28 protein-coding genes are annotated in these 18,175 nt (G+C 32.1%); 7 read left to right on the forward strand and 21 right to left on the reverse strand.

Features of this window, described 5'->3' with window-relative positions; all coding sequences use genetic code 11:
• The first annotated feature begins 13 nt into the window (after window positions 1–13).
• Genes U6A24_RS10840 through U6A24_RS10855 form a run of 4 tightly spaced genes read left to right on the forward strand, consistent with a single transcriptional unit; the run spans window position 14 to window position 2,531 of the window.
• Entirely contained in the window at window positions 14–964 is a 951-nt protein-coding gene (locus tag U6A24_RS10840; RefSeq protein WP_324179990.1) for an alpha/beta fold hydrolase, read from the forward strand.
• 31 nt (window positions 965–995) lie between these two features.
• Window positions 996–1,904 carry a mechanosensitive ion channel family protein gene (locus U6A24_RS10845; RefSeq protein ID WP_324179991.1) on the forward strand — a complete coding sequence of 303 codons (909 nt, stop codon included), beginning with the start codon at window positions 996–998 and terminating at the stop codon, window positions 1,902–1,904.
• Window positions 1,894–2,136 carry a DUF7218 family protein gene (locus U6A24_RS10850; RefSeq protein ID WP_324179992.1) on the forward strand — a complete coding sequence of 81 codons (243 nt, stop codon included), beginning with the start codon at window positions 1,894–1,896 and terminating at the stop codon, window positions 2,134–2,136. The genes U6A24_RS10845 and U6A24_RS10850 overlap by 11 nt, the downstream gene beginning before the upstream one ends.
• Window positions 2,137–2,147: 11 nt before the next feature.
• Window positions 2,148–2,531: a DoxX family protein gene (locus U6A24_RS10855; protein ID WP_324179993.1), complete on the forward strand. Its 384-nt coding sequence runs from the start codon at window positions 2,148–2,150 to the stop codon at window positions 2,529–2,531.
• Here the strand turns inward: U6A24_RS10855 and U6A24_RS10860 are convergent.
• The 16 genes from U6A24_RS10860 to U6A24_RS10935 all read right to left on the reverse strand — a co-directional run bounded on the left by U6A24_RS10860 (window position 2,526) and on the right by U6A24_RS10935 (window position 11,529).
• On the reverse strand, window positions 2,526–2,879 hold the full coding sequence (locus tag U6A24_RS10860; RefSeq protein WP_324179994.1) for a DoxX family protein: 354 nt from the start codon (window positions 2,877–2,879) through the stop codon (window positions 2,526–2,528). The genes U6A24_RS10855 and U6A24_RS10860 overlap by 6 nt on opposite strands.
• Before the next feature lie 59 nt (window positions 2,880–2,938).
• Complete coding sequence (locus U6A24_RS10865; RefSeq protein ID WP_324179995.1) at window positions 2,939–3,106, reverse strand: hypothetical protein; 168 nt, start codon at window positions 3,104–3,106, stop codon at window positions 2,939–2,941.
• 112 nt (window positions 3,107–3,218) lie between these two features.
• Window positions 3,219–3,521, reverse strand: a complete 303-nt coding sequence (hpf, locus tag U6A24_RS10870) for a ribosome hibernation-promoting factor, HPF/YfiA family (protein WP_324179996.1) — start codon at window positions 3,519–3,521, stop codon at window positions 3,219–3,221.
• Between the two features lie 30 nt (window positions 3,522–3,551).
• Window positions 3,552–4,370 carry a formate/nitrite transporter family protein gene (locus U6A24_RS10875; RefSeq protein ID WP_324179997.1) on the reverse strand — a complete coding sequence of 273 codons (819 nt, stop codon included), beginning with the start codon at window positions 4,368–4,370 and terminating at the stop codon, window positions 3,552–3,554.
• A 22-nt stretch (window positions 4,371–4,392) separates the two neighbouring features.
• A complete protein-coding gene (locus U6A24_RS10880) occupies window positions 4,393–4,893 on the reverse strand; it encodes a pyridoxamine 5'-phosphate oxidase family protein (protein ID WP_324179998.1) in 501 nt (166 codons plus the stop codon).
• Window positions 4,894–4,904: 11 nt separating this feature from the next.
• Window positions 4,905–5,348, reverse strand: coding sequence for a nucleoside deaminase (locus tag U6A24_RS10885; RefSeq protein ID WP_324179999.1), 444 nt, complete (start codon window positions 5,346–5,348; stop codon window positions 4,905–4,907).
• Between the two features lie 2 nt (window positions 5,349–5,350).
• The gene (locus U6A24_RS10890; protein ID WP_324180000.1) at window positions 5,351–5,737 is read right to left on the reverse strand and encodes a hypothetical protein; all 387 of its coding nucleotides are present in this window, start codon (window positions 5,735–5,737) and stop codon (window positions 5,351–5,353) included.
• Between the two features lie 79 nt (window positions 5,738–5,816).
• Entirely contained in the window at window positions 5,817–6,485 is a 669-nt protein-coding gene (locus tag U6A24_RS10895) for a nitroreductase family protein (protein ID WP_324180001.1), read from the reverse strand.
• A 21-nt stretch (window positions 6,486–6,506) separates the two neighbouring features.
• Window positions 6,507–6,920, reverse strand: a complete 414-nt coding sequence (locus tag U6A24_RS10900) for a lipocalin family protein (protein WP_324180002.1) — start codon at window positions 6,918–6,920, stop codon at window positions 6,507–6,509.
• Between the two features lie 550 nt (window positions 6,921–7,470).
• Entirely contained in the window at window positions 7,471–7,605 is a 135-nt protein-coding gene (locus U6A24_RS10905; protein WP_324180003.1) for a hypothetical protein, read from the reverse strand.
• Between the two features lie 67 nt (window positions 7,606–7,672).
• Window positions 7,673–7,828: a hypothetical protein gene (locus U6A24_RS10910; protein WP_324180004.1), complete on the reverse strand. Its 156-nt coding sequence runs from the start codon at window positions 7,826–7,828 to the stop codon at window positions 7,673–7,675.
• A 68-nt stretch (window positions 7,829–7,896) separates the two neighbouring features.
• On the reverse strand, window positions 7,897–8,253 hold the full coding sequence (locus U6A24_RS10915) for a hypothetical protein (protein WP_324180005.1): 357 nt from the start codon (window positions 8,251–8,253) through the stop codon (window positions 7,897–7,899).
• 973 nt (window positions 8,254–9,226) lie between these two features.
• Entirely contained in the window at window positions 9,227–10,018 is a 792-nt protein-coding gene (locus tag U6A24_RS10920; protein ID WP_324180006.1) for a patatin-like phospholipase family protein, read from the reverse strand.
• A 12-nt stretch (window positions 10,019–10,030) separates the two neighbouring features.
• Window positions 10,031–10,528 carry a Dps family protein gene (locus tag U6A24_RS10925; RefSeq protein ID WP_324180007.1) on the reverse strand — a complete coding sequence of 166 codons (498 nt, stop codon included), beginning with the start codon at window positions 10,526–10,528 and terminating at the stop codon, window positions 10,031–10,033.
• A 19-nt stretch (window positions 10,529–10,547) separates the two neighbouring features.
• Window positions 10,548–10,862, reverse strand: a complete 315-nt coding sequence (locus tag U6A24_RS10930) for a LapA family protein (protein WP_324180008.1) — start codon at window positions 10,860–10,862, stop codon at window positions 10,548–10,550.
• 211 nt (window positions 10,863–11,073) lie between these two features.
• Complete coding sequence (locus tag U6A24_RS10935) at window positions 11,074–11,529, reverse strand: hypothetical protein (protein WP_324180009.1); 456 nt, start codon at window positions 11,527–11,529, stop codon at window positions 11,074–11,076.
• Window positions 11,530–11,832: 303 nt separating this feature from the next.
• Here U6A24_RS10935 and U6A24_RS10940 point away from each other — a divergent pair, with 303 nt between their 5' ends.
• Both U6A24_RS10940 and U6A24_RS10945 read left to right on the forward strand, forming a co-directional pair.
• Window positions 11,833–12,264, forward strand: a complete 432-nt coding sequence (locus U6A24_RS10940) for a DUF3124 domain-containing protein (RefSeq protein ID WP_324180010.1) — start codon at window positions 11,833–11,835, stop codon at window positions 12,262–12,264.
• On the forward strand, window positions 12,264–13,580 hold the full coding sequence (locus U6A24_RS10945) for a TrkH family potassium uptake protein (RefSeq protein ID WP_324180011.1): 1,317 nt from the start codon (window positions 12,264–12,266) through the stop codon (window positions 13,578–13,580). The genes U6A24_RS10940 and U6A24_RS10945 overlap by 1 nt, the downstream gene beginning before the upstream one ends.
• A gap of 3 nt (window positions 13,581–13,583) precedes the next feature.
• Here U6A24_RS10945 and U6A24_RS10950 read toward each other — a convergent pair whose 3' ends face one another.
• A complete protein-coding gene (locus U6A24_RS10950) occupies window positions 13,584–14,888 on the reverse strand; it encodes a cryptochrome/photolyase family protein (RefSeq protein ID WP_324180012.1) in 1,305 nt (434 codons plus the stop codon).
• Between the two features lie 178 nt (window positions 14,889–15,066).
• Between U6A24_RS10950 and U6A24_RS10955 the strand changes: the two genes are divergently transcribed.
• A complete protein-coding gene (locus tag U6A24_RS10955) occupies window positions 15,067–15,282 on the forward strand; it encodes a hypothetical protein (RefSeq protein WP_324180013.1) in 216 nt (71 codons plus the stop codon).
• A 33-nt stretch (window positions 15,283–15,315) separates the two neighbouring features.
• Here the strand turns inward: U6A24_RS10955 and U6A24_RS10960 are convergent, their stop codons facing one another.
• The 4 genes from U6A24_RS10960 to U6A24_RS10975 all read right to left on the reverse strand — a co-directional run bounded on the left by U6A24_RS10960 (window position 15,316) and on the right by U6A24_RS10975 (window position 18,151).
• Complete coding sequence (locus tag U6A24_RS10960) at window positions 15,316–16,596, reverse strand: FAD-dependent oxidoreductase (protein WP_324180014.1); 1,281 nt, start codon at window positions 16,594–16,596, stop codon at window positions 15,316–15,318.
• Between the two features lie 24 nt (window positions 16,597–16,620).
• The gene (locus U6A24_RS10965) at window positions 16,621–16,872 is read right to left on the reverse strand and encodes a hypothetical protein (protein WP_324180015.1); all 252 of its coding nucleotides are present in this window, start codon (window positions 16,870–16,872) and stop codon (window positions 16,621–16,623) included.
• A 141-nt stretch (window positions 16,873–17,013) separates the two neighbouring features.
• Window positions 17,014–17,499, reverse strand: a complete 486-nt coding sequence (locus U6A24_RS10970) for a BLUF domain-containing protein (RefSeq protein ID WP_324180016.1) — start codon at window positions 17,497–17,499, stop codon at window positions 17,014–17,016.
• A 94-nt stretch (window positions 17,500–17,593) separates the two neighbouring features.
• Complete coding sequence (locus U6A24_RS10975; RefSeq protein WP_324180017.1) at window positions 17,594–18,151, reverse strand: mechanosensitive ion channel domain-containing protein; 558 nt, start codon at window positions 18,149–18,151, stop codon at window positions 17,594–17,596.
• Window positions 18,152–18,175 lie beyond the last annotated feature (24 nt).

The raw sequence follows: 18,175 nt of genomic DNA on the forward strand, positions 1-18,175 counted from the left end.
AAAATACATTATTATGAATACCTTAAAGATAAGCACGGATCCCAATGATATTTATTATAAAGACAGAGTATTAACAGCCGAAAAGTTTGATAAAGTTGAATTTGCCAAACACTTTGAACATCGGAGAACAAAAGTAGATAACGTAGATTTTCATTATGTTATAGGAGGGACTGGTCCTATCATCCTATTTGGTCATGGTTGGCCAGCTTCATGGTTTGAGTGGCGAAAAGTGCTACCTCTTCTTAAAGAGGAATTTACTTGTATAGCCTTTGATATGCCAGGCCTAGGAGATAGCTCTCCTCCACCAGCATTTGATAATAAAACGATCGCAGATCTTATAAAAAAATTAGTTACAAAAAACCTTGGTTTAAAAGAGATATTCGTTGTTGGTCATGATGTTAGTGGCCCTGGACTTATCACAATGGCCGCATATTACCCGGATTTGGTTAAGAAAATGTTTTTAACAGAAACTTCAATTTTCGGACCTGAAATGGGACAAGTATTGGCAGAAAACATCAATGATATTTGGCACTTCCCGGTCAATGCTTCTCGATTGGCAGCAACATTGGCAATAGGGAAAGAAGAAAATTTTATTGAACAGTTTTTTAGTAAATGGGTATATAATGTTGGAGCAATCCATAAGGAAGATTTGGAAGAATACGTACGTACCGCCAGAATTCCGGGAGTAATTGAGTGTGGGGCGTCTTATTATCATAAACAGCAACATCATGCAGAAGGAGGAGGAATTTTGCCGAAAAAATCTCTTACAATGCCTATTCATTTTTTAGGAGCTGAGTTGGGGTTTGGAGGAGAATTAGGAGGCGAAAATAAAGCTGCGTTTAAAACCATAGACCGTTATGCTACTAATACATCCTATGAAGTTGTTGAAAAATGCAGTCATTGGGTGTCAGAAGATAGGCCTGTATTTTTGGCCAAAAAGATTAGTGGTTTCTTTAAAAACTAAATAATTTGTAATCAAGAAAATATCAAATCAAATGGAAAAATTAGGACTAACTAAAGAAAACTGGGAACAATTTTTAGAATGGGCTTGGGATTTTGCTCCCGGAGTATTATCTGCCATAATTATCTTTTTGGTAGGCTTATGGATAATTAGAATTTTTAGTAAGGGACTTCGTAAATTTTTCCAAAAAAAGGATTATGATGAAACTTTAGAACGTTTCCTGTATGATCTATTTAATATAGGCCTTAAACTTTTATTGGTTGTTTTAGTTATTACCCAATTAGGTGTTCAAACCTCATCATTGGTTGCTATTTTGGGTGCTGCGGGGCTGGCTGTAGGTCTGGCTTTGCAAGGATCACTGGCAAACTTTGCCGGAGGGGTACTCATTTTATTCTTTAAGCCTTTTAAAATAGGAGACTTCATTGAAGCTCAGGGTGTTTCGGGTACGGTGAAAGAAATCTCCATATTTACTACAAAACTGAATACCTTTGGAAATCAACTAGCTATTATTCCCAATGGAAAATTATCTAATGACAATATCATTAACTATACCGCAGAAGGTATAAGAAGAGACAAAATCGATATCGGAATTTCTTATTCGAGTAACATCAAAAAAGCTAAAGACTTATTGTTAGCGTTAATTAATGAGCAAGAAGGAGTAATTCAGGAGCCAACCCCAGAGATTGTGGTAACTACTTTAGGTGATAGTGCAGTAACACTTTCATTACGATATTGGGCTTCGAACGAAGATTTTTGGCCTATTCATTTTTATACGATCGAAGAAGCTAAAAAGCGATTGGAGGATAATGGAATCTCGATACCATTCCCACAAAGAGAGATAAAGGTTTTCAATATGAGTAAAGAAGATACTAAAAACAATGACATTTCTAAGGATAAAACCAAAGTTGATATGTCATCAAACGAAAAAAACGATGGAGAGTAGACCAAGGATAAAAAACGAAGAACAATATGAGGCTTTACGAGATAAAGGTTACAGCAAGGAAAAAGCCGCTCGGATAGCAAATACACCAGATAGTGGAGAAAAAGGCGGTAAGGCGTCAAACTATGAAGACAGAACAAAAAAAGAGCTTTATGAACAGGCAAAAAAGATAGGTGTCGAAGGAAGATCAAAAATGAATAAAGAAGAGCTTATTAAGGCACTTCGTAACAATTAAATTATAAAATTATGGAATATATTATAATCGCGTTACAAGTAATCGTAGGTATTAGTATTCTGAACGTTTGGTTAGTACAACCTAAAAAAGCTACTAAGTGGAGAGGTGGCAATGCTACTACGATCATTGAGGAATTTAAGACATACGGACTACCTGTTTGGTCCTGCTATCTAGTTGGTGTTTTAAAAATTAGTTTAGCAATCACATTATTAATTGGGATATGGTACAATCAATTAACTGGACCGGCATCTTTAGGACTGGCTTTTTTACTTCTCGGATCTATCATTATGCACTACAAAATTAAAGATCCACTTTACAAATCATTTCCTGCATTTTTATTTATGGTCATGTGTTTGGTAATCGCTTCAGGTACGTACTTAAAATTTACATTATAACTTTACTAACTTAAAATAATAGATACTTAAAAATATATTAATTAAACCAAAAATAAAAGCAGGTATAGAGACCAAAAAACTGTCTTTTATCTTGATACGTACACCAAATCCCATAAACATCATAATGCTCAGACCCAGTGAAGAAATAGCAGCAAGAAAAACAGACTGATATAATCCTATTACTAATGCGAAACCTCCTATAAGCTGGAGGACTCCTGTTGTTTTCCTCCACTTTTCTAATCCAAAACGAATGAACTCTTTTTTCATTCGTTCCCTGATCAGGCAAGAACTACCATAAAATAAAAATGAGATGCCAGAGAAAAAAGTAAGGATATAGATATAATTCATTTTTTTTGATAGGATAATGATCTTTGATTGTGAAGTAATAACAATGATTTATCTTTCTGTTAAGACATTAAAAGTTTGATTAATTCATCTCTTTGACCTTCAGACGAATGTTTATAAGGAGAGCGTGAAATTAGCGTATCCCACTTTGCTTTAACAAGATTGTCTAGCCCGATCCTAAGATAACAATGATTATCAAAGGAAAGTTGTGGATATTGATCTAATAGCATCTCTAGCAGTTTTTTATAAAAGTCATGATATGCTTTGGAATATTTTACTAACGAATTATTTAAAATTTTAACTTGAGTATACTAGCCATGATTATTTCTATACATACAAAACTTAATAAGTTTTCATTTTTTCTTTACGTTTTCTTAATTGATCTTCCAAATCTCGTATGCTTTCCGCTATAGCTTCTACAAAACTAGCTTCATCAGATTCTGCATAGATTCTAGGACCTGGAGCACTTAAACGAATTCCACAATGATGACCTTTTTCATTAGATGTAGTATTCTCTTTCTTAAAAAAGACATCTCCTCTATGTACAAAAGAGTATTTTCTTTCAAGAGATTCTAATTTTTCTCGTGCTAAAGCCTCTAATCGATCACTGGCACTAACATTTGTGTATTCAAAGATTATTTTCATTTTTATTTCAGTTTAATTTTTAATTATTTATCAATCATTACCGTTGTAGGCAAAAGCTTTATATTTCAGCAGTGCCACAAATACGACACCTCCGATCGCATTTCCTATAATTGCAGTTGCTAAAAAGGACACGTATTCTGTGAACTTAATATTGTCTGATACTAACAATCCCGAAAATACTTCTATATTTCCTACGATACTGTGATGAAACCCCATTACACCTATTACTGCGGTGATTATGTAGATGACCAAGATTCTACTAATAGTGCTGTCAGAAGATGTAAGTAACCAAGATAGTAATCCCATCAACCAACCCGCTAGTATTGCACTAACGAATATCACTGTAAGATCACCATGTAAAATATGCGTAGCAACTTTTTGTACTGTACTAGTGTCAAAGATTCCAAGTTGGGGGCCTATCCATATAGAAACCAAACTAATCAACATTCCTCCTGTAATGTTACCTGCTAGCACAAAAAACCAAAGTTTAAAAAGATCAGATACTTTAGATTTCCTATTAAGCACAGGTAAAGTTAGTAACGAGGTTTGTTCTGTAAACAATATTGATTTACCCAACACAACAAGAATAAAGCCAACGGGATAAACAAAAGCATTTAGTTTCCAAATTAAGTGAGCATCGTTTTCATTGTTAAAAAAAGCTGTGACTACACAAATCAAAAGAAAGCTAAATCCTATTTCTAGCCCTGCGGTTAGGGAACTAAGAAAAATACTGGCATTGGTTTTATCATAAATGTCCAGTGCTTCAGAAATTTGTTCTCGCAATATTTCTGAATGCGACATAGGTGAATTCTCTGGTGTTTCGGTTTTGTTAGTATCATCGGTTTCCAAATGGCGTCTCTATTTAATTTTTTTAAATCTCTAGTTTCCCTTTTTCTCCAACATCCATATTGGTTCCTAAATAGGTATTTATTTCCATTTTCATAAAGTCTATAAACTTATTCGTTTTAGTATCCCAATAATAAGCTTTGACTGGTTCTATACAAATAGCTGTGATCAATGGATCTTCTGGTCCTTCAAACCAGTTATTGTCTAAATTAGAATATAAATCGTTTATAATTTCTGAATCTTCAGTTGTACTAGCTCTTCCAGACAAACTAAGGTATTTAGCACTTTTAGGTTCGCTATATATTAATTGTACATCGTTGTCTATTTTTATATTTTGAAAATGATCACTATCCTTCTTGCTTAAAAACCAAATGTTACCATCAGGGTCGACTTTTTTAGTATACATAGGTATTATGTGTAGTGGCTTGTTCCCTAGGCGAGTAGCCATCATAGCAAATCCTATGTTTTCTATTATTTCTTTTAATTTGACCTTGGCATTTTCTTTATAATAATTCTTTGTACTCATTTTATATTTTTTTAGTCCCATACAGCTATTGCTTGATCTCTCAATAGCTGTTTCATGTTAAATTCTTTATATCTTTTTTCATCATCAGATTTATAAAACATATCGGTATATATAAACCCATGTTCCTTCGCATCGTTGGCCGAGGCTCCAAAATAAATTGCTTTGAAACCTGCCCAATAACAAGCTCCAAGACACATCATACATGGCTCGCAACTGGTATACAAAACACTATCATTTAAATCTTTGCATTCCATTACTTTACAAGCTTTTTGAATTGCAGAGAGTTCGGCATGTTGGGTACAATCTTTTTGAGATGACACTGTATTATGCGCTTCGGCAATAATTTGATTATTTCTAACGATAACGGCGCCGAAGCTACCACCTCCCTGCGTATTTTTTCCTTTTTGAGCTAAGGCTATTGCCCTTTGCATAAAGAATTTATGTTTTTCTTCCATTTTTATTGTGTTTCAACTTGACCTACAACCACAGGATCTATGGGCTGAAACTTTGGCTTTAATTTTCTATAAAGTTTATACTGTGGACGTGTTAATATATCATTCATATCAGCAGTTTCCTTTGCATAATTACCACGTAAAGCGTTAATTTTTTCTTTTGTAGAAAGATCGCTCTCTCTTATCTTTTTTTCATTGATCATAAATTCTTCAACTTTGATTTCAAATTTGAGTAATTGATCCTCGATCATTCCTAACCGCTTGTCATATTTTCTAGAAAGCTTTTCAGCCTCTTTTTTAATTTTAATGTCATGTGAGTTTTGAGTAAATGGGTTTTGAGCCATTACTGCAGCGAAGCAAAAAATCATTAGTAATATGATGTATCGTTTCATAAATTTATTTTTTCAGATTATTTGGTTTTAATGTTCAAGCTAAATATCAAGAGGTAGGCAGAGTTTTAATAATTTAATCTTACCTATTAATTTTCTTCATGATTTGTTCTTTTGAAGTGTCTAATCCATTCTTGGAAGATTCCAATGCGGGTTCATTCATGTAATCCCCATTGAACGTAAACTCTCTTTGCATCATTCTAGTCCTATTAAGAGGATCTTCTTGATCTCTTAAATCCTCGGGAAGATCTTTTTTATTGCCACCATAATACCCTACAGCTACGGCCGTTGCAATGTGAAATTCTTCAGGGAATTTAAACTCTACTTTAGCCTTTTCGTAATTTACTCCGGCCATTTGATGTAGTGCTATTCCTAAATGTTGAGCCTGAGCTGTGACATTTCCCATAAATAATCCTAGATCATGAAGAGCATGAAAATTTTCTTCTCCTTCATCAGTAGTTTTTTTGAAAGCATTTAATAGTAGTGCCGGTGCGTTCGTGGCCCAAGATTTATTGAAATCACTCAAACATTCTAAGATTCTATTGTATGTCTCACTTCCTTTTATTCCCCATACAATCCTCCAAGGTTGTCTATTATAGGAGCTGGGGGCCCATCTTCCGGCTTCAAAAAGAGTTCTTAACTCTAGCTCAGACATTGGTGTATCTGCAAAAATTCTTGGTGAATAACGCTCTTTTAATATTGGTAAAATGTCGAATTTTGTATCTTTTTCTTTAATAATCATCTTTTTCATAGGTAAGCTTTTTTATTTTAACTACTTTCTAAGTGCCAAACTGAGTGTATTATTTTTTACTTCTATAACTTTAAAAGACTTTACAATCTCATTATCTGAATTTTTGATCGTAAGAATGCAGTTTTTAGAATCATATGACCAAGTTCCTGGTCGCATGTTATGAGCATCGTTAGCAGCTAACGAAAGATAATCGCAAGATCGATTTTTCTTTAATTCCATTTTAAAGCGAAATCTTCTTGTTGGTATTAAAGAATTATCTTTACAAGACTTGTAAATGATAGCTGAAGTCTTTTGTACAGTTTGCTTTTCGAATGATTCAATCCAACAACCAACAAAATCCGAATCAGAAGATTGTACTGTATAGGATGAGTATATAAATGCTAGAATTAATGAAATACCAAGTAGTATAATTTTATCGGCTTGCTCCTTCTTCATCTTTTTTTATTTTAAATTTACATGAAGTTTAGACAGAAAAGGTGCTTTTATAAAAGATATATTAACTCAAATCATTATAAAATCATACAAATACTAGAAAAGTAGTAGAATTAAGAAGGAAACTTTGCGAAAAATTATTTCTTCTCGAATTAGAAATATTTTTATTATTGATTAGGTATAAAAAAAGCCCTTAAACAGGGCTTTTTTTTGAGTTTTAAGTAATAGTAATATTATTGTCTATCTACTCATTGCATACCAACTTGCAGAAGGAAGATTCCTAATTAATTTTAAGAGCTTCTGCATGTCAACTATTAAAATTCCGTAAAATAACTTTTTCATATCCCAAGATTTTAAATTAAACATTCATAATGAATTGATGATCAATTCAAAAAAAGCTTTTTGTTTGTTTATTTTGGTTATGAAATGCTGTCTTTTCAGTTTTAACTTAAAATAATATTTTAAATCTCAATTGTCAATTGATTTAACTGGGTTTAACAAGATTTAAAACTATTTTTAACAAGAATAAACTTTGTGAAGTTTTAATAGTATTTTAGGCTTCAAGGATACAGTTTGCGCAATCCTTTACTTCTCCATAATATGTATTTCTATATTTATGTAGCGTTTCGATTGGTAGTCTAAACATATATTTTTTAATATAAGTTACTTTTGAGATTAGTCTTCCCATTTTTGGGCTGTATCTATTCTCTATTTTGGTCTTTCTTTTAACTTGGATAAAGTACATCGATTGGTTTTTATAATGCGGTATTTGTAGTAATCATTTCCCAGTAGGACATTTGGGAGAACTCTTTACATTTTCGTTGATTAGTCTTAAGTTTCCAATAATTTATTTCTTTTCTTAATTCTTTTGACTTTTTGGAATCTGAACTTATTCCATTTTTATATGACATATATAATATTTTCTGAATTAAATTTTCTGAATTAAATTTTGTTTTCAAAATCGATAAAAATGACTCTTTTATATAGCATGTATTACCGCGTTAATATTGTGCCGTTTTACTAATCTTTCAGTAAACGCTCGATGACCTCTAGGTGCTAAAAGATGAAGTTTTCCTCTTTTCATCCCAGCCATGAAGCTCAAGACTTTCCATTTCACAACTAATCTTCTTGCATTATCTTCTTTTAGAGCTATATCCGAAAAATGTTTGGCACCACCATATGTTGTAAACGAAACGTCAGCTTTGATTTTTTCATCAGTCGATTTGCTAACAAATGCTTTCGGATCTTCATGTCCTTCTGCAATAGATTTTATTGAAATGGTTGGTCGTTTTTCGACCCAGGATAGGGCTTTTTTTAAGTATTTACTTTCTTTCATAAATTGAGTTTATTTTTAATTCAAAGGTCTATTCGCATGTTTAAACAGCGAAAGATCTTTTTGGTTTCATATTATTCTTTACCTTTTTTCGAATACTTCTTAAGTATGCCTTACTTCCAAAGAATTTTTTTCGCAGTCCGGGTCTTTGTATATTATGTTTTAATTTCATTTTCTGTATTTTTTTATAAATTAATAAGCCATTATCACGAACATAGCTAGTCCATAAACAATTATAGATCCTGCTATCATAAGCAATAAAGATTTTATTAACTTCTTCTTAAATTTAATTTTTGGTTTCATCTGATTATTGTTTTGTTTAGATATTTCTCTACCTAAAGATGGCGTATCTACTCGCAGCTGGTAACTCTTTCAAAAACTTGAAAAGAGGATTAAAAAGAATCTTGTAATATCTGTAATAAGTTTCCATAAATAAAAATTTTAAATAGTGATTTTGAATTCTATAGTAAAGCTGTAATCAACGCGATCATAAAAACAAATACAGAAGTAAGGGTTAACACGATCAAGGACTTACCTTTATTATTTTTCAAAACATTTCTTTTAATTAATAATTGATTTTTAAATATCTCACAATAAAATCACAACACCATTACTGTCCTCAGACTTCGAAAATTCAAGATCCTATCTGTAAATAGAGTAAAGACTTTATATAAGAGTTAATATGTGGATCAATAACTAAAACTAAATGCTGGATTGCATTAGAAAAGATTAAACGCTTTTTGAGAAATATTGATCTTAAAAAACATACATCTGTAATATAAATGCTAAGTAAAAATTGTCAAGCTCTTTAACGGGGTTTAACCGTTTTTGAAGGTTTTTAACATAAGAAATGTTAAAGTTTAATATGATAAGTTAATAAAATTAACACTTGATTTTACTGAAATTTAGTACTCTCGCATTCCTTCATAAGATGGTTGGTATTATATTTTTCTTATTATTAATCTTATAGTTTTAGTTATACGTTGATGTCCAAACTTCTGGTATAATTATAACCGATATCAAATAATTTTTGGGCACTTGTTACATCTAATATATCAAAGTCGCACAGCTCAGGAGGTTCTATATAAACATCTAATTTTTTAATACTCAAGTTCATATTTGCGTTCACACTAAGTTGGAAGGTACGCCCCGCAATTTCTATCAAATTATTTAGTTTCTTTATTTCTTCAACAGGGCTTATATTTATTCCTATAATCTGCTTACATAAATTCTTAATTGGAGTAATTGGCATATTATCTAGTAAGCCTCCATCAACATATTGATTTCCATTGATCTCAACAGGAGAAAACATTACAGGTATAGAAGCAGAGGCCTTTATTGCTTGTGACAGTGATCCTGAATTTATATATCCGGGCTCACCTGTGTTAAGATTAGAAACCCCAACAAATAATGGCGTTTTAAGTTCTTCGAATTCACTAAAAGGTAAATGAGATAATAGGTTATTCTCTAATTTATCCAAGCTTAATAATCCCGTTTTAGGAATGTGAATCGATGTGTAATCGAAAAATTTATAATCCAGCATTAATCGCATAATATCGACTGGAGTCATTCCTGAAGCTAAAAATGCCCCAGCAATGGCTCCTGCACTGACTCCTGAGATAATATCAGGATAAATGTCTTTTTCCTGCAAAGCCTGTACCACTCCTAAGTGAGCAAATCCCCTTGCACCTCCTCCACTCAAAACAAGTCCGAACTTGTATTTTTTTCGAGTTATTGATTTTAATAATTTTTCAAAAGCTTGCTTCAATTATGTTTTGTTTTATGACTTAGACCATGCCGTAAACATCCAATGTCTTTTTTCTAATCTTCTCATAAATTGAGTAATAATTTCTTCCGTAACAGTATCCCCTGACTCCAGAGCAGCGTTTAGCACGTCAAGCAGTGAGTCGTGTAAGATCCTGAAATCATTTAGCACCTCGTGAACCATTTCTAATGGAGAAACTTCTTTTTCCTGCTCTTTTATATCTGCCATGTTAAGATGCTTTTGCAAAGTAGACTTTGGTTTTAGCCCAAAAACTCTAATTCGCTCAGCAATGATGTCTGTTTGTTCCTTTACTTCGTTATATTCAAGTTCAAATTGCTCATGTAATTCAAAAAAATCACCGCCCTCTACATTCCAATGGAAAGTTCTTAATTTATGGTAGTGAACAATGTAATTGGCCAATAACTTATTTAGCACAACAACAATTTCTGCTGTCTCCAAATAAGAGAATCCTAATTTTTTATAAGCTTTTTGTTTTTTTAATGTGTTATCCATAATTCTTCTATGTTTTATTTTATTTCTCTATCTGTCCTTCAGATAATATACTTTTAGACTCTGGTTCGGTTAATTTTTCATTCTCCTTTACTAGTGTTTTCACCTTTCTCTGAGATTGATCTCTTAATTTCTTAAGGTGATAAATAGTGGGTACTATTGCAACTACTGTTATTAATATAGCAATAGAAAATGTTGTGAATAGTATCATCGACAGAGAAGCTTGTGCCTCCCAAACGAACAGTTGAATCTCTACTACCTGAGAATTTTGCAGAGTAAAAACGGTTATAGCGATCAAAAATATCGCAGATATAGCAAGTGTGATTAATTTTTTCATAGTACTGTAATTTTAGAACTATTTTAAGGTTATAGAATCATTAAAATGAATCTTAGAAGTTCGTTTCGTTCAAGTAACAATAGATTTTTTGAATAGATTAACTCATAAAAAAGTTTTTGTAACTCCTTTACTAATTGAGATCTTTTTAATGTGGGATACTAAAACTGAAGGTAGTATAGTTCAATTATTCTGTAAACGTATAAATCAGTTTTTAAGCCTTATCTTCTTTAAAAATTAGGTTTTTGTATTCTGTAAGGGACATGTCCCCTTTTAAAAAGACTCTATCATTTTTCTCAAAAAGTTCTATACTTCTATTCAATATAGTTTTAGTATTTATGATATTGAAGCCAATGGCTTGAATATATTTGAGCACTAATTCATATTCTGCTCGATCCAACTTATTATCTGCATAAATCATTTTAAAAAAATCAAAAATAAATTCTAGTCTTTTATTGTAGGATTCTATCTGTTCTATGGTAAATGCATCAGGATTATCAAGTACCATTAAACGCTCATCTTTAGTGATACCAAGTTTATCTCCCAGTTTCTCCAGTAATTCATATTCTTCTTTGTTGAATTCATCATCGATAAATGCTAAATTCACCAGGCTGGCAAATTGAGTAAGATTCTGTTTTCGTTCTTTTGAGTTATTATTCGTTTTTTTCATATGCTGCAGACAATTCTAGAAAAATATTTAAGTCCTTTTATTAAGATTAATTACATTGAACTTCCCTAATGGAAAAACAGTTATTTCAAGTTAGTCATAAAATTCTTAATTTAAAAAAGGCTCCACCTATTTTCCTAAAGTTTTCATATAGTTCTTGTGTTCAAAAAAAATAAATGTAAATTCAATTCACGTAACCAACACGATGTTATGAATTATCTAAATAAAATTTTCGCATTCCTTTTGCTTTTTGGCCTAATTTCCTGCACCAGACAAAACCCAAATAAAGAATTAAAGCAAGGAATTTTGAAGGAAAATAAAATTCCATCAAGTGATGATGGTTTTAATTATCCAACTAAGAAAGAAATTTATGTTCCTATTTATTCAGATATTTACAATAAAACGAAAGACTTTAGATTTCAGCTTACTGCTACCCTAAGTATTCGAAATACTAGCCCAAAAGATTCTCTTTTTATTAAAAATGTAGATTATTATAACACTGATGGAAACTTTGTACGAGGATATATTAAACAACCTATATATTTAAAACCCTTGGAATCTATTGAATATGTAATTGAAGAGGAAGATACAGCTGGTGGTAGTGGAGCCAACTTTTTGATAACTTGGGGTGCTAACAAACCTCTAGTGCCAGTTTTTCAGGGAGTCATGGTTGGTGTGTCAGGTCAACAAGGATTTGCATTCACAACAGATGGAGTTATAATATCGGAAACTGAATAATGAGTTTGTTTTCTACTATTTCTTCCAGATATAATCGTTTCAAACTAAAGAATTCACCTCAAACCAATCTGGTTTATGGTTTTTTGGTTTATGTACTTGTTGGCTGGAGTATATTATTACTTCCTTTTCTTCAAAAAACTTATATACCTGTTGTTGATAATCTTTTTATCGCAACATCTGCTATTTCTACAACAGGCTTAGTTACCGTAAGTATTTATGATAGTTATAACTTCTTTGGGCAGTTCATTATTATGATATTGTTCCAGATAGGTGGTATAGGATACATGACATTTACAACATTCTATCTATTATCAACAACAAAACGAATAACACATTGGCACAAAAAAATTATCCAAACTGAGTTTGATGTTCCAAAAGAACTGAAAATAAAAGACTTTCTTCGTTCAGTTATTATCTACACTATAGTAATGGAGGTTTTAGGAGCTATATGTTTCTTTATAGCATTTAAAAGAGAAGGCATTCAAACTTTCGAAGCACTTTGGAGTAGCATCTTTCACAGTGTCTCTGCATTCTGTACCGCTGGTTTTGGCCTGAATAATAATAGTTTTATGGATTTCACAGGAAACTCATTTATCAACATTATTATTTCGGTGCTAGCTATCTGTGGATCTCTTGGATTCATTGTTGTTACAGATATTTGGTACCGTTTATCAAAAAGAACAAAGGAAATTTCGTTTACAACAAAGATGGTATCCGTGGGATTTTTAATTCTCTTAGCATTTGGTATGATCACTACTTACTTTTTTGAACCACTGGTACAAGAATTACAAGGCCAAGAAAAATTATGGGCTTCTTTTTTTCAGGCAATGACATCAATGACTACTGTTGGATTTAATACTATTGACACGGGTGGCTTATCATTACCTATATTGTTGATGGTAATTTTCTTGATGTATATTGGTGCATCTCCTGCTGGAACTGCAGGTGGAATGAAAATTACTACCCTTACAGCCATGCTCGCCATTATAAAAAGTAGGTTGTATGGTGAAAAAGAAATAACCTTTCTAAAACGAAAAATTCCCTTTGAAAGGTTATATGTAGCTACCTCTACGTTTATATTCTACACGATGATCATCTTTTTTACGTGTTTTTTACTTTCTTTTACTGAAACTGCAGACTTTAAAAATATCTTATTTGAAGTTGCCTCTGCCCTTGGGACAGTAGGATTAAGTGTAGGCTTGACTGGAGAACTTACTACTTTTGGTAAACTAGTTTTTATTGTAATTATGTTTGTAGGCCGATTAGGAGTTATCACTTTTGGTTATGCTTTACTCGCCCGAAAATTGAAGGATTAAAATTCAGCTTACGGCTTCTTTATAAACTTTTAAACAGCGTTCTCGTGCTTCTTTATGATCTACCATTTTCTCAGGGTAATGATCAGTATCATATTCTTCAATCCATTGTTTGATATACTCTTTGTTTTTATCGAATTTTTTTATTTGAGTTGTTGGATTAAAAATTCTAAAATATGGTGCCGCATCAACCCCAGAACCTGCTGCCCATTGCCAATTACCAACATTACTGGCCATTTCATAATCCAGTAATTTTTCAGCAAAATAGGCTTCTCCCCAGCGCCAATCAATCAATAAATGTTTACATAAAAAACTAGCCACCAGCATTCTAACCCGGTTGTGCATATATCCTGTTTTATTCAGTTGCCGCATTCCGGCATCGACTAGGGGAAATCCCGTTTTTCCTCTTTTCCATTTCTCAAACTCTTCTTCATTATTTCGCCATTCAATACGATCATATTTTGATCTAAATGCCTTGTCTTTAGTTTCAGGAAAGTGCCATAAAATTTGCATAAAAAACTCTCTCCAAATTAACTCCGATAAAAAAGTATCATTCTTTTCTGCGATTGCTTTTTTAATCATTTTCCTTACACTTGCAGTACCAAATCGTAAATGAGGGCCTAGTCTAGAGGTTCCTTCTTTAAATGGAAAATTTCGAGTATTTTCATAATTCTGAATTAATGAAGGAGTTACATCATATTCAGGAACTTGTATCGCTGATTTTTTAAAACCTATATCACTTAAAGAAAGGTTGGGTAGGCGAGTATTTTTGATAAGATTATCTAAATATTGACTTGTGTAATGAATTTTAAGTTCTGATGATTCAAAAACTTCTTCCCATTTGTTTTTATAGGGTGTATAAACCACATAAGGATTACCATCGGCCTTTACTACTTCATCTTTTTCAAAAATTACCTGATCTTTAAAATCATAAAAATCGATATTCCTTTCATCTAAGAGCCTTTTTATTTCTTTATCTCGTTGCACCGCATATGGTTCATAATCACGATTGGTGTATACTGATTGTACATTGAAATCTTCAATTAATTCTTTGAAAACGGTCTTAGGACTATCATAATAGATTGCAATTGAACTGTTTCGTTTATCCTGAAGTTCTTTTCGCATTCGTTGAAGTGTATCAAAAATAAAGGTTACGCGGGCATCATCTTCTGGCAATTCGTCAAGAATATCCTTGTCAAATATAAAAATTGGTAATACCGGGTGATCAGATTTTAAAGCTTCTAAAAAACCTATATTATCGTCTAACCTTAAATCTCTTCGAAACCAAAAAACAGTAACTTTTTGACTCATTAGTTTTTAATTAAAATCCCCAAAGGCACAGCTAGAAGCTCCGGAAACCATAAGCTGACTTCCCATAATTAACTCATTTATTTATTGATTATAGTCATTCTCTGGGGATTTTACTAATATCTAATAAAAGAATTGGTTATATTATCTTTTTTGAACTTTTTTTTAACTATATTAAACTATGGTTAAGACAATACATAAAAAGCTTCCAGAAATTGCATTCGCATATTCTGTAGCATGGTTGATCGCTATTATACTAATCTATGTATTGGAAATTACAAATATCTTCGACTACGTTTTTTCTATTGGTTTTGGTATTTATCTAATTCTTCAAGTAATTATTTATAGTCGATATATTAAAATGCAGGAAAAGAGAGTTTTTGGACTGAAGAATTGATACTAACAAAGGTTACTACTTTTAAATTAATCCTTACTTAAATTCAGAAGTAAACTCTTCTACCACCAAACCGTTTTCTAAAGTGTCAATAACACCCAATGCTGCTCTTTCACCAGAAATCATAGCCGCATTTAGTGATCCATTCAATTGTTGGTCTCCTGCAATAAATATCGAGGGAGTTAATTTGGTTTCAGAAGGTAATACTTCATATTGTATGTTGGATAGGTCGGGAAGGGCTCTATTAATTTTGTAACGTTTCATAAAACGATCAACCTCAATATTGCAATATTTTTTTAGTTCGATTTTAACTTTTTTAATCAGAGCAATCTCATCTAAATCATGTTCTTTCACAATAGTAACCGATAACAACTCATTTTTTGGTTTTAGACTGGTTTGAAGAACAGTATGATAACAAATATTATTAATTATAGAATCTTGATCTGCAACTAAACCAATTAAAGGTTTTTTGATAACTCTAGATTTTACTTCAAAATATAGGGTATCGCAACTTTTCCAATCCACTTGCTGATTTTTTAGATTAGGAACAACAGTACTGGGCTCGGTAGCAACTATGGTAAAATGACTTACTAAATCTTTGCCGTTTCCTAAGATAATTTTGCCTTCCTCAACTTTTTTTACCGAAGTGTTAAATAAAAAAGTAGTGTTATCTAACTTTGCTACTAGTTGATTTGTGATTTCGGCGATACCCGATTTGGGAATAGCCGCACTCCCCTCCCCGAACATTTTGTAGACGAATTTAAACATTCGAGAGGAAGTCTGAAGATCAGGTTCCAAGAAAATTCCACTGAAAAAAGGTCTAAAGAATTGTTCTATGATTTCGTTGGAAAAACCAAACTCTTGAAGGAATGAATGTGTAGATTCTTCCTCTTCGTCGAAAATTGCTTTTATTGTTGTCTTTTTTAAAATCTTATTTAGTTTTAAAATCTTCAATTTATCTGATATACTACCTACGTTTGCCACAAGTGTTGGAAAAAGTAAGGACAGATTTCTTAATGGATCTCCGATTATTTTTTGTTCGCCATCACAAAAAATAACAGCTCCAGGCAAAAACCTCTGCAGGAATAGCTTTTCCAAATTCAAATACTTCTGAGCAGCCGGATAAGCAGTAAGCAACACCTGAAATCCATGATCCATTTGATAGTTTTCTATAAAATCGGTTTTTACCCTTCCGCCAGGACTATTAGAAGATTCAATGATTATGGGGTGATAACCCGATTGTTCTAAAACATTTGCAGCAATTAATCCACTTATACCTGCTCCGACAATATAGATTTTGTAATCAGATTTTCTCATCTTTTATATTATGAATTTCGAATATCAATTCATTCTCAGATTAAAAGCTAATATTTGCCTTACTTGTCTTTTATATTTATTTGGGCAATTTTTAAGTATTCGACGTTTAATAGTGTTACTTATTTCACCTGGCTTTATCCATTCCATGAGGCCATAATTGAAAATACTTTCATCATACGTATGCCGTATTGTACTGTTGTTGTAAAAAGTATAATTATCTTCGAGACGGTCTATGCCTAAACTAACAGTACATATTTCTCTTGCATCTCTTTCCATATCAATTTTGTTTAACTTATTTTCTTTTTTGTCAAACAAATTTAAAATAAAATTTATAGAATCTAAAGGCAGAAAACTTAATACATCATATTTAAACAATTGTTTAACAGATTTTTGTACAATACGAATTGCCACAGAAATTCAAGAGAACATATCTCTTACCGAGCCCCAGAAAATTTGTGAAGCATATGTTTTTTTATCGACAAGCAGGACCAGGTTCAAAATGTTACTAGAGAAAAAGTTTTCTTCTAGATGTGATGACGTATTGCTTTTTGGCAGATAATACATCATATTCCATTGTGTGAATTGTCTTTCCCAAACAAAACCTTTTGCTAACACAGACACTTTTGTGTGCATAGAATCCTTCTTGATTTTTTGATATAAGCGTTTAACATTATTTTCCTCTCCTTCCAAAATTCCAACAAATTTTCTTTTGTAAAATACGAGAGATCCGGAAATTCCATGTTTTTCATTATACTTTATTGAATGATTATTTAGTGAAGTCATCCTTTCTCTTTTTGGGCATTTGGGTACTTGTGAAGAATATACGAGCTCAAACATAATGCGCTGTTGAAGATTTGCTCCAATGTCCTCAAAACAAAATAAACAAAAAATGACAAAAATCATAAGATCGGGAAATTCCTATAAAATTAATTTGAGAGATTTGTTAAAAGAAAATTACACAATAACGAGTGCTGATCGAATAAATAGATTATCCACTCTAAGCCGATATTTCCTTGTTATTTGTATCTGGATTTATGAAACCTAAGTCTCCTGGAGCTTCGTCTTCCTTCAAAATTTGAATTCCTTTTTGGAGCACATAAGAATTGGGTAAGGTAATATCTTGGCCATTATCCGTAATCATGAAAAAATAGAATCCTGTAATATCCTTTACCCTTCCTGTTAAGTTAAAATCTTTCTCTAAAATACGTATTCTGTGCCCAATACGAACCGGATGGCTAAAAAACAAGATAACGCTAGCCGTAAGATTAGATAAAATAGACCATTGTGCAAAAAAACCCACACCCAACACTGCCAAGACAGAGGAGATAAATACTGTAAATTGTTTTAAATCGACACCCCAAATAATGGCAAGTATTGATATTACAAAGATGTAAATAACAAGATAGCTGAGATTAAGAATAATTTTCCTACGATTCACTTCAATAGATCGAATAAAACCAAATCTTCTGATAGCTCTTTTGGTTAAGAATATTATCGCAAACATAATAACTAATAAGATCGCCGTATGTAGAATTTCTGTTTGATAAGTAAGCATGAAAAAATGTTTGTATTAATGTCT

This window comes from Aquimarina gracilis (assembly GCF_035285365.1).
Lineage (GTDB): Bacteria > Bacteroidota > Bacteroidia > Flavobacteriales > Flavobacteriaceae > Aquimarina > Aquimarina gracilis.

What these genes read in the sequence shown, in the direction of transcription:
- U6A24_RS10885 (WP_324179999.1), bottom strand. Translation starts at nt 5,348, where the DNA reads ATGGAAGAAAAACATAAATTCTTTATGCAAAGGGCAATAGCCTTAGCT.
- U6A24_RS10915 (WP_324180005.1), bottom strand. Translation starts at nt 8,253, where the DNA reads ATGAAAGAAAGTAAATACTTAAAAAAAGCCCTATCCTGGGTCGAAAAA.
- U6A24_RS10845 (WP_324179991.1), top strand. Translation starts at nt 996, where the DNA reads ATGGAAAAATTAGGACTAACTAAAGAAAACTGGGAACAATTTTTAGAA.
- U6A24_RS10975 (WP_324180017.1), bottom strand. Translation starts at nt 18,151, where the DNA reads ATGCTTACTTATCAAACAGAAATTCTACATACGGCGATCTTATTAGTT.
- U6A24_RS10925 (WP_324180007.1), bottom strand. Translation starts at nt 10,528, where the DNA reads ATGGATAACACATTAAAAAAACAAAAAGCTTATAAAAAATTAGGATTC.
- U6A24_RS10905 (WP_324180003.1), bottom strand. Translation starts at nt 7,605, where the DNA reads ATGGGAAGACTAATCTCAAAAGTAACTTATATTAAAAAATATATGTTT.
- U6A24_RS10955 (WP_324180013.1), top strand. Translation starts at nt 15,067, where the DNA reads ATGGTTAAGACAATACATAAAAAGCTTCCAGAAATTGCATTCGCATAT.
- U6A24_RS10960 (WP_324180014.1), bottom strand. Translation starts at nt 16,596, where the DNA reads ATGAGAAAATCTGATTACAAAATCTATATTGTCGGAGCAGGTATAAGT.
- U6A24_RS10935 (WP_324180009.1), bottom strand. Translation starts at nt 11,529, where the DNA reads ATGAAAAAAACGAATAATAACTCAAAAGAACGAAAACAGAATCTTACT.
- U6A24_RS10850 (WP_324179992.1), top strand. Translation starts at nt 1,894, where the DNA reads ATGGAGAGTAGACCAAGGATAAAAAACGAAGAACAATATGAGGCTTTA.
- U6A24_RS10840 (WP_324179990.1), top strand. Translation starts at nt 14, where the DNA reads ATGAATACCTTAAAGATAAGCACGGATCCCAATGATATTTATTATAAA.
- U6A24_RS10970 (WP_324180016.1), bottom strand. Translation starts at nt 17,499, where the DNA reads ATGATTTTTGTCATTTTTTGTTTATTTTGTTTTGAGGACATTGGAGCA.
- U6A24_RS10945 (WP_324180011.1), top strand. Translation starts at nt 12,264, where the DNA reads ATGAGTTTGTTTTCTACTATTTCTTCCAGATATAATCGTTTCAAACTA.
- U6A24_RS10880 (WP_324179998.1), bottom strand. Translation starts at nt 4,893, where the DNA reads ATGAGTACAAAGAATTATTATAAAGAAAATGCCAAGGTCAAATTAAAA.
- U6A24_RS10895 (WP_324180001.1), bottom strand. Translation starts at nt 6,485, where the DNA reads ATGAAAAAGATGATTATTAAAGAAAAAGATACAAAATTCGACATTTTA.
- hpf (WP_324179996.1), bottom strand. Translation starts at nt 3,521, where the DNA reads ATGAAAATAATCTTTGAATACACAAATGTTAGTGCCAGTGATCGATTA.
- U6A24_RS10855 (WP_324179993.1), top strand. Translation starts at nt 2,148, where the DNA reads ATGGAATATATTATAATCGCGTTACAAGTAATCGTAGGTATTAGTATT.
- U6A24_RS10965 (WP_324180015.1), bottom strand. Translation starts at nt 16,872, where the DNA reads ATGGAAAGAGATGCAAGAGAAATATGTACTGTTAGTTTAGGCATAGAC.
- U6A24_RS10900 (WP_324180002.1), bottom strand. Translation starts at nt 6,920, where the DNA reads ATGAAGAAGGAGCAAGCCGATAAAATTATACTACTTGGTATTTCATTA.
- U6A24_RS10910 (WP_324180004.1), bottom strand. Translation starts at nt 7,828, where the DNA reads ATGTCATATAAAAATGGAATAAGTTCAGATTCCAAAAAGTCAAAAGAA.
- U6A24_RS10950 (WP_324180012.1), bottom strand. Translation starts at nt 14,888, where the DNA reads ATGAGTCAAAAAGTTACTGTTTTTTGGTTTCGAAGAGATTTAAGGTTA.
- U6A24_RS10930 (WP_324180008.1), bottom strand. Translation starts at nt 10,862, where the DNA reads ATGAAAAAATTAATCACACTTGCTATATCTGCGATATTTTTGATCGCT.
- U6A24_RS10890 (WP_324180000.1), bottom strand. Translation starts at nt 5,737, where the DNA reads ATGAAACGATACATCATATTACTAATGATTTTTTGCTTCGCTGCAGTA.
- U6A24_RS10860 (WP_324179994.1), bottom strand. Translation starts at nt 2,879, where the DNA reads ATGAATTATATCTATATCCTTACTTTTTTCTCTGGCATCTCATTTTTA.
- U6A24_RS10865 (WP_324179995.1), bottom strand. Translation starts at nt 3,106, where the DNA reads ATGCTATTAGATCAATATCCACAACTTTCCTTTGATAATCATTGTTAT.